Source organism: Streptomyces sp. NPDC002795 (assembly GCF_042888725.1).
In the GTDB taxonomy this organism is placed as follows: Bacteria; Actinomycetota; Actinomycetes; order Streptomycetales; family Streptomycetaceae; genus Streptomyces.
The window spans coordinates 530776-545355 of record NZ_JBIAQB010000004.1 but is presented as its reverse complement, the minus strand read 5'-3'; the positions used below and the strand labels follow the sequence as shown (position 1 = coordinate 545355).

At 71.9% G+C, this 14580-nt stretch carries 13 protein-coding genes; 4 read left to right on the top strand and 9 right to left on the bottom strand.

What is annotated here, in order from left to right:
* Positions 1-16: 16 nt before the first annotated feature.
* Positions 17-673: a phosphatidylserine decarboxylase gene (locus ACFYWS_RS15590; RefSeq protein ID WP_389275429.1), complete on the top strand. Its 657-nt coding sequence runs from the start codon at positions 17-19 to the stop codon at positions 671-673.
* A gap of 52 nt (positions 674-725) precedes the next feature.
* The gene (pssA, locus tag ACFYWS_RS15585) at positions 726-1508 is read left to right on the top strand and encodes a CDP-diacylglycerol--serine O-phosphatidyltransferase (RefSeq protein ID WP_326022429.1); all 783 of its coding nucleotides are present in this window, start codon (positions 726-728) and stop codon (positions 1506-1508) included.
* A 151-nt stretch (positions 1509-1659) separates the two neighbouring features.
* Here pssA and ACFYWS_RS15580 read toward each other — a convergent pair whose 3' ends face one another.
* The 3 genes from ACFYWS_RS15580 to ACFYWS_RS15570 all read right to left on the bottom strand — a co-directional run bounded on the left by ACFYWS_RS15580 (position 1660) and on the right by ACFYWS_RS15570 (position 5816).
* Positions 1660-3435: an ABC transporter ATP-binding protein gene (locus ACFYWS_RS15580; protein ID WP_389275426.1), complete on the bottom strand. Its 1776-nt coding sequence runs from the start codon at positions 3433-3435 to the stop codon at positions 1660-1662.
* A 162-nt stretch (positions 3436-3597) separates the two neighbouring features.
* On the bottom strand, positions 3598-4644 hold the full coding sequence (locus tag ACFYWS_RS15575; RefSeq protein WP_389275423.1) for a zinc-binding dehydrogenase: 1047 nt from the start codon (positions 4642-4644) through the stop codon (positions 3598-3600).
* On the bottom strand, positions 4644-5816 hold the full coding sequence (locus ACFYWS_RS15570; RefSeq protein ID WP_389275420.1) for an LLM class flavin-dependent oxidoreductase: 1173 nt from the start codon (positions 5814-5816) through the stop codon (positions 4644-4646). Before ACFYWS_RS15570 ends, ACFYWS_RS15575 begins: the two co-directional genes overlap by 1 nt.
* Positions 5817-5921: 105 nt before the next feature.
* Between ACFYWS_RS15570 and ACFYWS_RS15565 the strand changes: the two genes are divergently transcribed.
* Positions 5922-6782, top strand: a complete 861-nt coding sequence (locus ACFYWS_RS15565; RefSeq protein ID WP_389275417.1) for a PaaX family transcriptional regulator C-terminal domain-containing protein — start codon at positions 5922-5924, stop codon at positions 6780-6782.
* On the opposite strand, the gene ACFYWS_RS15560 is transcribed toward ACFYWS_RS15565, so the two are convergent.
* Genes ACFYWS_RS15560 through ACFYWS_RS15540 form a run of 5 tightly spaced genes read right to left on the bottom strand, consistent with a single transcriptional unit; the run spans position 6731 to position 11651 of the window.
* Complete coding sequence (locus ACFYWS_RS15560; protein WP_389275414.1) at positions 6731-8008, bottom strand: ABC transporter substrate-binding protein; 1278 nt, start codon at positions 8006-8008, stop codon at positions 6731-6733. The genes ACFYWS_RS15565 and ACFYWS_RS15560 overlap by 52 nt on opposite strands.
* Positions 8005-9129: a branched-chain amino acid ABC transporter permease gene (locus ACFYWS_RS15555; RefSeq protein ID WP_389275411.1), complete on the bottom strand. Its 1125-nt coding sequence runs from the start codon at positions 9127-9129 to the stop codon at positions 8005-8007. The genes ACFYWS_RS15560 and ACFYWS_RS15555 overlap by 4 nt, the downstream gene beginning before the upstream one ends.
* A complete protein-coding gene (locus tag ACFYWS_RS15550) occupies positions 9122-10012 on the bottom strand; it encodes a branched-chain amino acid ABC transporter permease (protein ID WP_389275408.1) in 891 nt (296 codons plus the stop codon). Before ACFYWS_RS15550 ends, ACFYWS_RS15555 begins: the two co-directional genes overlap by 8 nt.
* Positions 10009-10800, bottom strand: a complete 792-nt coding sequence (locus ACFYWS_RS15545; protein ID WP_389275722.1) for an ABC transporter ATP-binding protein — start codon at positions 10798-10800, stop codon at positions 10009-10011. The genes ACFYWS_RS15550 and ACFYWS_RS15545 overlap by 4 nt, the downstream gene beginning before the upstream one ends.
* Positions 10801-10811: 11 nt before the next feature.
* On the bottom strand, positions 10812-11651 hold the full coding sequence (locus tag ACFYWS_RS15540) for an ABC transporter ATP-binding protein (protein WP_389275405.1): 840 nt from the start codon (positions 11649-11651) through the stop codon (positions 10812-10814).
* Between the two features lie 236 nt (positions 11652-11887).
* Here ACFYWS_RS15540 and ACFYWS_RS15535 point away from each other — a divergent pair, with 236 nt between their 5' ends.
* Complete coding sequence (locus ACFYWS_RS15535; protein ID WP_389275402.1) at positions 11888-13084, top strand: PucR family transcriptional regulator; 1197 nt, start codon at positions 11888-11890, stop codon at positions 13082-13084.
* A 156-nt stretch (positions 13085-13240) separates the two neighbouring features.
* Here the strand turns inward: ACFYWS_RS15535 and ACFYWS_RS15530 are convergent, their stop codons facing one another.
* The gene (locus tag ACFYWS_RS15530) at positions 13241-14392 is read right to left on the bottom strand and encodes a glycerate kinase (protein WP_389275399.1); all 1152 of its coding nucleotides are present in this window, start codon (positions 14390-14392) and stop codon (positions 13241-13243) included.
* Positions 14393-14580 lie beyond the last annotated feature (188 nt).

The window sequence follows — 14580 nt, the reverse complement described above, 5'->3', positions numbered from 1 at the left end:
GCTACGAAGGTCATCCATGCCCCACAGCCAAATCTCTGCACCACGCGACGGCGTCCTCAAGGGACGTCTTGCGCGCGGAGCCTCGCCGTGGCTTCTCCCGACCGTCGCCACGGCTGCCCTCAGCCTGGCCCGCTCGCGTCGCTCCAAGAAGGCAGCAGCACTCGCCGTTCCGACCACCGCTCTGGCGGCCGGCATGCTGTGGTTCTTCCGCGACCCGGAGCGCGAGATCGCCGAGGGCCGGGTCATCTCCCCGGCCGACGGTGTGGTGCAGAGCATCATGCCGTGGAAGGACGGTCGCACCCGCGTCGCGATCTTCATGAGCCCGCTGAACGTGCACGTGAACCGCGCTCCGCTCGCGGGCACGGTCACGTCGGTCGAGCACATCCCCGGTGGTTTCGTTCCCGCCTTCAACAAGGAGAGCGAGAACAACGAGCGGGTGGTGTGGCACTTCGACACCGAGCTCGGTGACATCGAGATGGTCCAGATCGCCGGCGCCGTCGCCCGCCGCATCGTGCCCTACATCCCCCAGGGCACGAAGGTCGAGCAGGGCGAGCGGATCGGCTTGATCCGCTTCGGTTCGCGTGTCGACATCTACCTTCCCGAGGGCGTCGAGGCCGACGTCGAGGTCGGCCAGAAGACGGTGGCTGGGGTGACCCGAATTGACCGTGACTGACCACGAGACTCCGGCCTGGGCGGACGACGACGTGGCGGACGACGCGGAAGAGATGCCGCTGTCGCTCCGCCTGTCGATAGCGGACACCCTCACGCTGGGCAACGCCACGTGCGGCTTCATGGCCGTCTACTTCACGACGACCGGGATCCTGATCCCGCACATCCAGGGCAGCTCGGACTCCGGCATGGCGCGGCACTCCGCCGCGACCGCCGTGATCCTGATGCTCGCCGCCGCGATCTTCGACCTGTTCGACGGTCTGGTGGCGCGCAAGCTGCGTTCCTCGCCGATGGGCGCGGAGCTGGACAACCTGTCCGACCTGATCAGCTTCGGCCTCGCGCCTGCTTACTTCGTGCTGGTCTACGGGATGGTCGCCGACGACGCGCACCAGAGAGTCGCCGCGGTGGGCGCCATCGTGGTGCTGCTGGCGGTGGTGCTGCGGCTTGCGCGGTTCTCGTGCGTGACCGTGAAGGACGGCACCTTCCAGGGCATGCCGTCGCCGTTCGGCGCGCTGACCGTCGTCTCGATCGTGCTCCTGGAGCTGCCCTTCGTGGCGACGCTCCTCGCGATCATCGGTACGGCGTGGCTCATGGTCAGCCGTGTCGAGTACCCGAAGCCGCGGGGCCGGCTCGCCGTGGCGATGCTGGGGTGGATCGTGGCGAGCATGGGTCTCCTTGCGGCGTGGGCGTTCGACGCGCCCGGCGGTCAGCTGCTGCTGGCGACGGGCTGCACGCTGCAGGTCGTGCTCGGCGCCGTGATCCCGCTCTTCGCCACCGCGCGGCGGGTGAACAACTTCCGGGGCAATCGGCGTGAGGCGCGAGCCGCGCAGTTGCCGTAGCCCGGCGGAACGTGTGGGCGGTGGGCCCGAGCCTTTTGGCTCGGGCCCACCGCTTTTTGTGCGTGTCAGCGGTGCCGTGGTTGCACCCTCGGGGCTCTGCCCCGGACCCCGCGCCTCAATCGCCGGCGGGGCTTGAATGATCCGGCTCGCCTCAGGCCACCTCCTCCAGGAAGCCGCCCGACTGGTGCTGCCACAGCTTCGCGTACGTGCCGTGGGCTGCCAGCAGGTCGGTGTGGCTGCCCTGCTCGACGATCCGACCGTGGTCCAGGACGACCAGGCGGTCCATGCCGGCCACCGTGCTCAGGCGGTGGGCGACGACGAGCGCCGTGCGGCCCTCCATGAGCCGCCAGAGCGCCTCCTGCACCAGCAGCTCGCTCTCGGAGTCGAGCGCGCTGGTCGCCTCGTCCAGGAGCAGGATGGGGGCGTCCCGCAGGATCGCGCGGGCGAGCGCGACCCGCTGGCGCTGGCCGCCGGAGAGCTTGATGCCGCGCTCTCCGACCATCGTGTCGAACCCCTCCGGCAGCGCGTCGGCGAACTCGGTGACGTGCGCCGCCTCCGCCGCCCGCCGGACCTCCGCCGCGCTCGCCCCCGGCCGGGCGAAGGCGATGTTCTCGCGCAGGGTGCGGTGGAACATGGCCGGTTCCTGGGGGACGTACGCGATCAGGGACCGCAGGTCGGCCTGGCGCAGCTTGGAGATGTCCTGGCCGTCGATCAGGATCCGGCCGCCGTCGATGTCCATCATCCGCAGCAGCAGCCTGGTCAGCGTCGTCTTGCCGCCGCCCGAGCGGCCGACCAGGCCGAGCCGCGTGCCGCCGGGCACGGTCAGGTCGAGCCCGGTGAACAGCGGCTCCGCGCCGGTGTGCGCGTACGCGACCCGCTCGAAGCGGACGGCGGCGGCCGTGGTCTCCCGCGGTTCCTCGGGCTCGGCCGGGTCGAGCACCTTCGGCTTGTCCCGCAGCAGCTCAGTGAACTGGGCCGCCTCCGTCATGGCGCGTTCCAGACGGCGGTAGATCTGGTTGAACTCGAACATGATCCGCGTCGCGTTGGTGAAGTACGTGAACGCGACGACGATCGCCTCGACGCCCTGGCCGCTGCCCGCGAGGGCGACGGCGAGCAGCAGTCCGAGGGCGTTGGTCAGCACGGAGAGCGGGGCGACGAGGGTGTCCACGCGCAGGTTGCCGTAGTCCCAGGCGCGCAGGATGTGGCCGCGCGCGTCCGCGACCCGCTCCCGGTGCTCGGCGGCCTCGCGCTCCTCGGCGGCGAAGGCGCGGACCGTCTCCATGTTCATCAGGCTGTCGGCGACGTGCCCCGACATGTGGGTGAACGCAGCCTCGCGCGCGTTGACCAGCTTCTGGCGGCGCCGGATCAGGGGCCGCACGCACAGGCCGGTGATCACGATCATCGCCAGGAGCACGACGACGAGCCACGGCTCGTACCGCCACAGCACCACCGATCCGAACACGATGGGTACGAAGCTGGCCATCACGTTGAAGATCAGTACGTCGGCGAACTCCTCGAAGCGGGAGGCGAAGCTCAGGACGCGCTTGGTGAGCGAGCCCGCGAAGTTGTCGTGGAAGAACGTGGCGTCCTTCGCGTACAGCTCGTCCATGCCGATCACGTACAGGCGCGAGATGGCGCCCGCCTCAAGCCGGTTGATGCAGTGGAACCCGATGCGCCACAGCACCTCGGCGGCGAGCAGCACACCGGCGAAGGTGAGGACGTACGGCAGCAGCGCGTCGAGGGTGCGCTCGCCGCCGTCGGCGAGGTGGCCGACGAGCTTGGCGACGACGAGCGGCGCGAGGTAGAAGAGGCCGATGTTGCCGAGCGCGGGCAACAGCATCGCGGGGGCCGCGAACCGGCGTGCCCGGGCCAGTTCCCGTCCGTAGTAGCGGAGTGCGAGCAGTACCGAGCCGCGACTCGGTGGCACTTCGCGTAATGAGGTCAATCCGATCCCGTCCCTTGGGTGTTGGAGGGGTGTGGGTGTCCCGGCCGTGGTGTGGGGCCGGGCATCGGAGTGTCCCGTGACGGAGGGTGGTCGGTCCACACGTTTTCGGAGTCATGGCATGCGTATCGGCCGCATTCGGACGGGTCAGCCGGCGTGCAGACCCGTGCCGGGGAGGTCAGGGCGGACCAGGACCTTTACGTGGTCGTCGGGGGCGTACAAGGTGGTCAGGGCCGTGGGGACGCCGGCCAGGCCCACCGCGCCGGTGATGAGCGCGCCCGCGTCCACCGTTCCGTCCGCGATGCGGTCCAGGGTGCGCGCGAACTCCTTCGGCGGGTACGCCATGCACATCGTGACCGTGATGTCCTTGTAGAGGCCCACCACCGGGCGGAACACGTCCTCCGTCATGCACGCGCCGATCAGCAGGACGTGTGTCCCGCGGGGCGCCCTGTGCAAGATGTCGTTGAACATGCCGACGCGGCCCGAGCACTCCAGGACCTTGAGCGGCTGCCCCTTCTCCGATGCCTCCCGCCATGCCTCGAAGGGGTCCGTTTCGGCGGGGTCCACCACGACGTGCGCTCCGAAGCGGCGGGCCAACTCCCGTCTGCGCGGGGACGGTTCCGACACCACGACGGGCGCGACACCCCGCTCCAGGAGTGCCGCGAGGGCACCGAGGCCGATGGGTCCCGACCCGATCACGACGGCACCCGTCCCGGGCCCGGGATCGGCGCGCGCGACGTTGCCGTAGCCGACCGCGAGGGGTTCGGTGAGAGCCGCGACGTGCGGCGGCACATGCTCCGGTACGGGGATCAGGGCGGCCTCCTGGAGGACGACGCGCTCGCCGAATCCGCCGGGGAAGTCGGTGGCGTACCCGATGGTGCGCACCGTGCCGCCCGCGTCGAGCGCCCACGGCAGCCCGACCACGACCCGCCCCTCCCACTCCCCCGGGCTCAGCACCCGCGCGCACAGCTCGTGGCCGAGGACGAGGTCCTTCCCGGGGTCGAAGAGGAAGGACTCCGTCCCCGAGTCCCGGGAGGCCTTGAGGAAGTCCTCGGTGTGCCGGGCGGCGGACAGGTCGGAGCCGCAGATCCCGGCGGCGAGGGGCGCCGCGAGCACCTGCCCGGGGCCCGGTACGGGTTCGGGCACGTCTTCGGCGACGTGAAAGCGCCCGTCACGCAGCACGGCGGCCCGCATCACGACGCGCCCCTCTCCACCGCCGCCTGCACCGCCGCCCGCATCGCCCCCACGAACCGCTCGCTGTTGGCGTGCGCCCACTCCATCGACGCCGTGCGCCGCGCGTTCGCCCCGGTGCAGTGCGCCGTCACGCGGTCCGCGAAGAGTTCGTACGAGCGTCGCTTGGCCTGCGGCGTCGCGAGCGGCAGGTCGAGGATCAGCAGCGTGCCGAAGCCGCCGGAGGCCTCCGCGAGCGCTTCGACGCGGGCGATCGCGTCGTCCGGTGTGCCGATCGTGGCGACTCCGAAGACCGGGAAGCCCTCCGTGGTGAACTGCTCGACGGCGTCGGCGGGTTCGCGGCCCCACGGCAGCGTCGCACCCGACAGGCCCTCGATGTAGCGGACGAGGTGGCGGACCCCGTGGGCCGCCTCCTCGCGGGCCTGTTCCCGGGTCTCGGCGAGGTGCATCGGGACGACGACACGCCAGGCCTCCCGGTCCGCGACGTGGCCGTGCCGCGCGCAGGACTTCTCGTACGCCTCCCAGTTCCCGCGCAGCGCCGCGAGGCCCGCCGGGTCGCCGGCGGCGAGGGAGAGCAGGCCGATTCCGTGCCTGCCCGCTTGGACGGATCCCGAGGGGGAGACCGTCGACGCCACCGCCATCTCCAGGCCGTCGCCAGGCCGGAACGGAGTCAACTGGCAGCGAGCCTCCGCCAGTTCGTACCAGTCCGTCTTCTCCGTGACCGTCTCGCCGCGCACCAGGCGGACGATCGCGTCGAGCGCGTCGGCCATCATGGCGCGCTGCTTCATCGGGTCGATGCCCATCATGAAGGCGTCGGAGGCGAGCTGGCCGGGTCCCGCGCCGAGCATGACCCGCCCACGGGTCTGGTGGTCGAGCTGGAGCAGGCGGTCCGCGAGCATCAGCGGGTGGTGGTACGGAAGGGAGTTGACGCCCGTGCCGAGGCGGATGCGGTGCGTGAGTTCGGCCGCCGCGGCGATGAACACCTCCGGCGAGGCGATCGTCTCGTAGCCGGCGGAGTGGTGTTCGCCGATCCACGCCTCGTCGTAGCCGAACCCGTCGAGGGCGCGGACCAGGTCGAGGTCCTGGCGGATCCGGAGGGACGGGCTGCCGTCGAGCCCGTGGTACGGGGCGAGGAACGCGCCGAACCGGGCGGGGAGTTGGGGTGGTGGCTGCACTCGTACGCCTTTCGCCGTGCTGGACGTAGGACATAAGGTCGAGGCTTGCGCTGCTTACGTCCTATATCGAGGCGGGGCAGAGGTCAACAGCAGGGAGAGCAGGGGATGGTGGAGCAGCCCCGGACGCGGCGGCACGGTGACGGTTCGCCCAGCGCGCGCACCCTCGCGCTGACCGTGCTCGGCGAGTACGTGCGGTACGCGGGCGACGAGCGGGTGGCGGCGGGGACCGTCGTGGGGGCGCTCGGCGCGTGCGGGATCGGTGACGCGGCGGCGCGGCGCGCGCTCGGGCGGCTCGGACAGGAGGGCTGGCTGCGCTCGGAGCGGGCCGGGCGGCATACGCGGCTCGTGCTCGAACCCCGGCTCGTCAGGCTACTCACCGCGTGGACGCACCGGCTTGAGCGGGCCGTGGACGCGACGCCGTGGAGCGGCGAGTGGCAGCAGCTGGTGCTGCGTCCGCCGAGCGAGGTGTGGCGTGAACGCGGCCTGGTGGAGCAGCAGTTGGCGTTCGAGGGCTTCGGGTCACTGGGCCCCGGGCTGTGGTGTGCGGCCGACCCGGGCGGCGTACCCGCCCTCAAGGGGCTGCTGCGGGAGCAGGGGCTCGCGGCGCACGCCCTGTGGCTGACCTGCCGGGCCGAGGACAACGCCGAACTCGTCCGTCGCACTTGGGAGTTGGCGGACGTACGGCGGGCTCATGAAGGGTTTCTGGCGCGGTTCGACCGCAGCGCCGAAGAGCGGACCCCTGAGGCCGCCTTCGTGGCACGCACCCGGCTCGTGCACGCCTGGCGGGTCACGTTCGAGCGGGATCCGCGGCTGCCGGACGTGCTGCTTCCGCGCGACTGGCCGGGCCGCGCCGCGACCCGGCTGTTCGTCGACGTGTGGCGGGAGCTGCGGGCGCCCGCCGACACGTACTGGCGTCAACTCGCGTTGGGTGTGAAGCCCTTGGCCTCCTCGGACTCGGACGGCTGACGCACGACCTTCATGCCGCCGACCGCCGACTTGTCGGGCTGAAGGATCACCGATCCGTGTGAGGACGGGGCCTTCGGATCACTGAAGTCCTGGGTGACGCCGAAGCCGTTCTCGAAGTCGCTGAGGGACAGCAGAGCCTTGTCGACGCCCTCGCGTGTCAGGTCCTTGTCCTCGCACGCCTTCTTCAGTGCCTCGCCGAACACGGCCGCGGCGGTCCAGCCCGCGACGACGCCGTTGTCGAGCGAGTCCTTCGGATACGCCTTCTTGTAGTCGGCGACGAGCTTCTTCGCCTCCGGGGTGTCCGCGCCGATGGGCAGCGACGGTGAGGCGACCCAGTAGTTCTTCAGCAGGGCCGGGGCCGCCTGTGTGCCGAGCAGTTGGGGCGAGTACGCCGAGTTGTTGCCGATGATCGGCGCGTTCAGCTTCGCCGCCGCGGCGACGCCGACGAGGGAGGCCGCCTGGCGCGGGCCCGCGCTGATCACGACGCCCTTGACGCCGGCCTTCTTCAGGGCGGTGACCTGGGCGGTCATATCGTTGTCGGTCGGCTTGATCTTCTGCTCGACGACGGTGAGCCCGGCCTCCTTCGCCATGTGCTTCGAGCCCTGGAGCGCGTTCTCGCCGTAGTCCCCCTCGAAGTAGACGTGGCCGAGCTTGTCGCCCTTCTTCAGGCCCTTCTCCTTCATCAGGAAGTCGATCGCGTTGATCGTCTCGATGTCGTACGTCGACCCGATGACGCGCACGTACTTGCTGCCGAGCAGATGCGCCGACCAGGCCTGCGGCAGCACGACCGCCTTGTCCTGGCCGTCGATGCGCTGCTTGACGGCGGCCACGAACGGCGAGCCGAGGAACTGCGGGAAGCCGAGCACGTCGGGCGCCAGCTCCGTGTATCCGGCGACGGCCTTCTGCGGGTCGTAGCCGTGGTCGCGCACGGTGAGCTTGGCCTTGTAGCCGCAGGCGCCGCCCGCGGCGTTGAACTGCTTCACGTACAGCTGCTGCGCCTGGGTGACGCTCTTGCCGAGCGTCGCGTAGACGCCGGTCATGTCGGTGAGGACGCCGAGATTGATCGTCTTGCCGGTGACGCCCTTGCCGGTCTTGACGCCGCCGGCGCTCTGCTTGTCGCCGTCCCCGTCGTCCTTGGCCTTGGAGCTGCACGCGGCGGTCAGCGCGAGCAGGGTCGCCACGGCGGTCACCGTGAGCATGCGGGTGCGGCCGTTCCTTGGGTTCATGCGTCCTCCTGAGGGTGTTTCCTGGCGCGCTGGGCGGTCAGCCGCACAATGCCGCCGGGTAGGAAAAGGACGACCGCCACGACGGCGGCGCCGTACAGATAGCGGGACGCCTCGCCGGGGGCCACGCCGCCGGTGCCGGGGGCGGAGACCAGGGGCAGGGCGTCGCTGTAGCGGGTGAGCAGTTGCGGCAGGAGCGAGACGAAGGCCGCGCCGACGACGGCACCGGAGACGGATCCGAGGCCGCCGATGACGATCATGGCGAGGTATTCGAGGGAGAGCGTGATGCCGAAGTAGTCGGGCACGGTGCGCTGGAAGACCAGGGCGAGCAGCACGCCCGCGAGCCCCGCGTACATCGACGAGAGCACGAAGACGAAGCCGCGGTAGCGGGCGACCGGCACGCCGAGCACCCCGGCCGCGATCCGGTGGTCGCGGATCGCGTTGAGGGCACGGCCCGGCCGTCCGCGCAGCACTCCGCGGGCGAAGAGTCCGCAGCCGAGCGTGAGCAGCAGGCCCAGGTACCAGAGCTTCTCGGAGGCTCCGAACGGCACGCCCGCGACGGCGAGTTCACTCTCGTCGAAGGTGAGGCCGAACAGGCTCATGGCGGGTACGTCGCGCCCGTTCGCGCCGCCCGTCAGGTCCTGGGCGTTGAACAGGACGTGCTGCCCGATGAAGATCAGCGCGAGGGTCGCGATGCCGAGGTACGCGCCCTTGAGGCGGCCCGCGATGGGGCTGAACAGGCCGCCCGCGACGCCCGCGACGAGCACCGCGAGCACGGCGGCGAGCCATGGCGGGAGGCCGAGCCCGTTGATCGTCTCGCCGCGCTCGCCCGCGAACACGCAGTACCCGTAGGCGCCGACGGCGAGGAAGAAGGCGTGCCCCATGGAGAGTTGCCCGGTCGCGCCGGTCAGCAGGTTGAGCCCGATGGCGCCGATGGCGGCGGCCATGGCGAACAGTCCTGCCTGTAGCCAGAAGCGCTCCAGGTAGAACGGCAGGGCGAGCAGCAGGAGGGCGCAGGCCACGATGACGTACGTACGGCGGCGTGAGAACAGCGTTCGCAGTGACCTGCCGTACGTGGTACGGGACTTGGCCGGTGGGGCGTCCGGTGCGAGTACGTCAGACACGGGCGAGCTCCTTCGTACCGAAGAGCCCCGAGGGCCGCAGCAGCAGGATCACGGTCATCACGAGATAGGGCGCGAGGTCGCCGAGGCCGCGGCCCATGAAGGCGAGTTCGCTCTGGTAGCCGGCGGCGAGGGACTCGGTGACGCCGACGATGAGGCCGCCGACGAGCGCGCCGGTGGTGGAGTCGAGGCCGCCGAGGATCGCGGCGGGGAAGGCCTTCAACGCGGCCAGTGACGTGGCCCGTTCGAGGCCCGGCGTCGGGAAGACGGTCAGGAACAGCGCGGCGACCGCGGCGAGCCCGCCCGCCACCGCCCACGCGCCGAGCGACACCCGCCCGAGCCGTACGCCCATCAGCGCGGCGGTCTCGCTGCTCTCGGCGGCGGCGCGCATCGCGACGCCCCACGAGGTGTAGCGGAACGTGAGCAGGAAGGCGGTGATGAGCAGGGCCGCCGCGGCGAACGCGGCGATCCGGGTGTGCGCGACGGAGACCCCGCCGACGGTGAGCACGGCATCGCCCCACGGATCCCCCATGGCGAGCACGTCCGTGCCGAGGCGCCGGGTGAGTTCGGTGGTCAGGAGGATGTCGACGCCGATGGTGACGATGGCGAGGACGCTGTGGTCGCGGCCCCGGTAGCGCCGCATCACGAGGAACTCGACGGCGGAGCCGACGACCGCCGCGGCCGCGATGCCGACGCCGACCGCGGGCCAGAAACCGATGTCGTCGTGGAGCGACGCGATGACGTACCCACCGGCGAGCAGCAGCGACGCGTGGGCGAAGTTGACGACCTCGGTGGCCCGGAAGATGACGACGAAGCCGAGCGCGATGAGGGCGTAGACGGAGCCCATCGAGACGCCGTTGATGAGGAGTTCGAGGAAGGTGGTCATGCGGATGCCTCCGGCTCTTCGGGGGCGCCCAGGTACGCCTGGACCACCGCCGGATCGTTCTGCACCCGCTCCGGGGGGCCGCCCGCGATGCGGCGGCCGAAGTCGAGGACCGTCACCTCGTCGGCGAGCCGCATGACGACTCCCATGTCGTGTTCGACCAGGACGATCGAGATGCCGAGGCTGTCGCGGACGCCCGCGATGACGGCTGCGGTGCGGCGGCGTTCATCGGCGGTCATGCCGGCGACGGGTTCGTCGAGAAGGAGGATCTTGGGCTCCATGCACAGGGCGCGGGCGAGTTCGGCGAGCTTCTGCGCGCCGTACGGCAACGAGCCGGTGGGTGTGGCGAGTTGGTCGGCAATCCCGACGAACTCGGCGATCTCGCGGACCCGTTCGCGGTGGGCACGCTCCTCGCGGACCGCCGAGGGCAGCCGCAGCCCCGCGGCGACGAAGCCCGCACGGGTCAGCCGGTGCCGGCCGAGCAGCAGGCTGTCGGCGACGGTGGTGTGCGGCGGCAGGGCGAGGTTCTGGAAGGTGCGGGCGACGCCGAGTTCGGCGATGCGGTGCGGGGGCAGGCCTGTGAGTTCGCGGTCGCCGAGGTGGACGGTGCCCGAGGTGGCCCGGTAGACGCCGGAGAGGACGTTGAAGGTGGTGGACTTGCCCGCGCCGTTCGGGCCGATGACGGCGTGCACCGTGCCCGGTTCCACGGTGAGGCCGATGGTGTCGAGGGCGGTGAGGCCCGCGAACCGTACGGTCAAGTCCCGTACGTGCAGGGGCGGTACGTCCGTCATGACGGGTGTGGTCATCGCGCGCCTCCCCAACGGCTCAGCGTCGGCGTGTGCGCGGCGCCGCCGGTGGCGGCCTCGGCGTCCGAAGCGGCCGTCTCGTCGACGACGCCCAGGTAGCGGCGGCGCACCTCGTCGGAGCCCGCGAGTTCGTCGGCGGGGCCGTGCAGGGTGATCTCGCCGACCTCCAGGACGTACGCGTACGAGGCGAGCCGCAGCGCGAGCGCCGCGTTCTGTTCGACGAGGAGTACGGAGACCTGGCGGTCGCCCCGGGCGTTGATCTCGCGGATCGTGTCGGCGATCCGGGCGGCCATCAACGGGGCGAGGCCCAGTGACGGTTCGTCCAGGAGCAGCAGTTTCGGCGCGGCCATCAGGGCGCGGCCCACGGCGAGCATCTGCTGCTCGCCGCCGGACAGCAGCCCGGCCCGCTGCTGCGCCCGGTCGGCGAGCACGGGGAAGAGTTCGTGCACGCGGCGCAGCGCGGCCGCCTTCTCGGCCCGCGAACCGTGCGAGCCGAGCGCGCCCGCCCGCAGATTGTCCGCGACGGTCATCCGCGCGAACACCCGCCGCCCCTCCGGGACTTGGCAGACCCCGGCGGCCACCACGCGGTCGGCGGACAGACCGCCGATCCGGCGCCCGCCGAAGTCCACCGTGCCGGACGTCACCGTCCCGCCGTGGAAGCCGAGGGTGCGCGACACGGCGCGCAGCAGGGTCGTCTTGCCCGCTCCGTTGCCGCCGAGCACGGCGACGACGGACCCCGGCGGTACCTCCAGGGTCACGCCGCGCAGGGCGCGTACGGGCCCGTAGCCGACGGATACGTCGTCGACGACGAGCCGTTGATCGTTTGCCTTGCTCACATCGGTCACTGTGTGCGTCCCTCCCTGGACCGGTGGCGCTCACGACAGCACCGCGCGGACGGCCCGTCCACGGGCGGCCCGCGAATCGCTGCGTGGGCCCAGCGCCCGCCCGCCCCGGTTGTGCTCGCGCACAAGACCCCGTGTCAGGGGCCTGCCGGGGACGGGCGGCGGGTGGCATCCTCCGCACAAGCGGGTGGGTTCTTTGCCGTCGCTTTACAGGTGGTTGGGGAGGGGCGATGGGCGCACGCAAGCACCGCACGGACCTGGACTGGAAGCTGCTGAAGGAGGCCTGCGGCACGCTCCTCGACCGGGTTCCGGAGCTCGTCGACGAGCATCTGCGGCAGCTCTTCGCGCACTCGGACGTCTACGCGCGCGTGCTGCCGTACGACGTCCAGTGGCGGGAGGCGGAGCAGGCGATGCGTATCGGCGTCGAGACGATCTCGGCGCCCCGTGACTCGCCGCGCAGGGACCTGGAGTACGCCGAGGACGCGGGCCGGCGCCGGGCGGGCCAAGGCCTGCCGCTGGACCTTCTGATCCACGCGTACCGCAACGCGGGCTATCTCGTCTGGGACGCCCTGATGGAGAGCGCCGGCGGCGAACCGGCCCGGCTGAAGGCGCTGATGCGTTCGGCGACGATGGTGTGGGCGGCGGTGGACGCGCAGGCCGAGGCGGCCTCCGAGGCGTACCGGGCAACGGAGTTGGAGCTGCGCCGCCGTACCGACGAGCAGACGCAGGCGCTGCTCGACGCGCTCCTGGACGGCCGTCCGGCGCCTGGCCTCGCGGCGCGCGCGGCGGCGGGCCTCGACCTGCCGGAGCACGGCCCGTACGCCGTCGTCGTGCTCCGGGTGGAGCGGCAGGGCGGGCGCGAGGCGTTCCACCGGCGGATCCAGGACCCGAGGTTCCGGTTCGTGTGGCGGATGCGGGCGGACTGCGAGGTGGGGGTGGCGGCGCTGGGTGCGGGCCGCACGCTGGACGATCTGGCGGCACTGCTCGACGGCCGCTGCCCGGGCCCCGGCGGGGTCAGCCCCGTCGTCAAGGGCCTCGCCGAGCTGGGCCACGCCCGCCGCCTGGCCGAACTGGCGCTGCGCACCTGCCCGCCGGAAACGACAGGCGTGGTCCGCCTGGACGAGCGGATGCCGACGGCCCTGGTGGTGAGTCAGCCGGACCTGGCGCAGCGTCTGGTGTCGGGGGTCTTCGGCGAGCTGCTGACCCTGGAACCGGCGGACCGGGCGGTCCTGTTGGAGACGCTGGACGCGTGGCTGGCGTGCGAGGGGTCGGCGGGGCGGGCGGCGGGCCGCCTGTACTGCCACCGCAACACGGTCTTCAACCGCCTGCGCAGGCTGGAACAGTTGACGTCGCGTTCCCTGTCGCGGCCACGGGACCTGATGGAGATGACGTTGGCGCTGGACGCGTACCGGTTGTCACCGGGGTGAGCCGTGTGTCGCGGGGCGGCGCGGCGAGGGGCAGGGCACGCCGTACGTCGCCGAGCCCCGCCCTGTCCTGCACGTCACGGGGCTCCGCCCCGGACCCCGCGCCTCAAACGCCGGCGGGGCTGGAAAGCCTCAATCGCCGGCGGGGCTTGAGTGTGCTCAGCGCAAGAAGTCCTCCGCGATGCGAGCGGCCACGTCCTCCAGGATCGGTCCCGCCTCGGCGATGCAGCGCGCCACGTCCGGCTCCAGGTCGGTGAGCGCGTACGCCCGGCGGATACCGGCCCGGCCGAGGACCTCCGGTGCCAGCTGGAGGCGTCCGCACACGGCGACGACCTCGACACCCTCCGCCCGTGCCGCCGCGGCGACACCCGCGGGCGCCTTGCCGTGCAGCGTCTGCTCGTCCAGCGAGCCCTCGCCGGTGATCACGAGCTCGGCCCGCTCCAGCGCGGGCGCGAAGCCGAGGACGTCGAGCATGATCTCGATGCCGGGCCGGAAGCTCGCACCGAGCCCGACCAGCGCCCCGTACCCGATGCCGCCCGCGGCGCCGGCCCCCGGCGACTCCGCGTACTCCAGCGCCTTCGGACCCACCGACTCGGAGAGCACCTTCGCGAAGTGGGCGAGCGCCGCGTCCAGCTCGGCGACGTCCTCGGGGGTGGCGCCCTTCTGCGGCCCGTAGATCGCGGGCGCGCCCTTCGGCCCGGTGAGCGGATTGTCGACGTCGCTCGCCAGGACGAGTTCGACGTCGGCGAGCCGCGCGTCGAGCCCGGAGAGATCCGCCGAGGCCAGGTCAGCGAGCGCGCCACCGCCGGGACCGACCGGCGCACCCTGCGCGTCCAGCAGCCGCGCGCCGAGCGCGGACAGCATGCCCGCGCCGCCGTCCGTCGTGGCGCTGCCGCCCACGCCGAACACGATCGTGCGCGCCCCCGCGTCGAGCGCGGCGGTGATCACCTCGCCGGACCCGTACGTCGTCGCCGTCAGCGGCGCGAACTCGCCCTCGGGCAGCAGCTGAAGGCCGGACGCCTCCGCCATCTCCACGACGGCCGTGCCCTCGCGCAGCGCGTACGCGGCGACGACCGGCTCGCCCAGCGGCCCGGTCACCCGGACCTCGCGGCGCTCGAACCCGGCCGCGACCGCCGCGGCCACCGTCCCGTCGCCGCCGTCCGCGACCGGCACGGACTCCACCGTGACCTCGGGCGCGACCCGGTGCAGACCCGCCGTCACACGCTGTGCGACCTGCACGGCGGTGAGCGAGCCCTTGAACTTGTCCGCCGCGATCAACACGTGCCGCGCGGCCTGTGCAGCGTCCGCCACCTTGCTCTCCCCTTGCTGTTGCGCCTTGCTCCGGGCAAGGCAGTCGCGCCGCTGCGACCTTAACCGCAGGAGGGGGCCGCTGCCCATGGCCGTCCGGCCCGCGGACCGGCGATCGTCGCTGGAATACGCGTACAAAGAGCCGCAAACCAGCACGACCGTTGATCTTCAAATGCGGGTACACCGGTCTC

Excerpts from the sequence above, each read along its gene's own strand:
- ACFYWS_RS15550 (WP_389275408.1), bottom strand. The coding sequence starts at position 10,012 with ATGACCACCTTCCTCGAACTCCTCATCAACGGCGTCTCGATGGGCTCC.
- ACFYWS_RS15575 (WP_389275423.1), bottom strand. The coding sequence starts at position 4,644 with ATGCGGGCCGCCGTGCTGCGTGACGGGCGCTTTCACGTCGCCGAAGAC.
- ACFYWS_RS15545 (WP_389275722.1), bottom strand. The coding sequence starts at position 10,800 with ATGACGGACGTACCGCCCCTGCACGTACGGGACTTGACCGTACGGTTC.
- ACFYWS_RS15565 (WP_389275417.1), top strand. The coding sequence starts at position 5,922 with ATGGTGGAGCAGCCCCGGACGCGGCGGCACGGTGACGGTTCGCCCAGC.
- pssA (WP_326022429.1), top strand. The coding sequence starts at position 726 with ATGCCGCTGTCGCTCCGCCTGTCGATAGCGGACACCCTCACGCTGGGC.
- ACFYWS_RS15590 (WP_389275429.1), top strand. The coding sequence starts at position 17 with ATGCCCCACAGCCAAATCTCTGCACCACGCGACGGCGTCCTCAAGGGA.
- ACFYWS_RS15535 (WP_389275402.1), top strand. The coding sequence starts at position 11,888 with ATGGGCGCACGCAAGCACCGCACGGACCTGGACTGGAAGCTGCTGAAG.
- ACFYWS_RS15560 (WP_389275414.1), bottom strand. The coding sequence starts at position 8,008 with ATGAACCCAAGGAACGGCCGCACCCGCATGCTCACGGTGACCGCCGTG.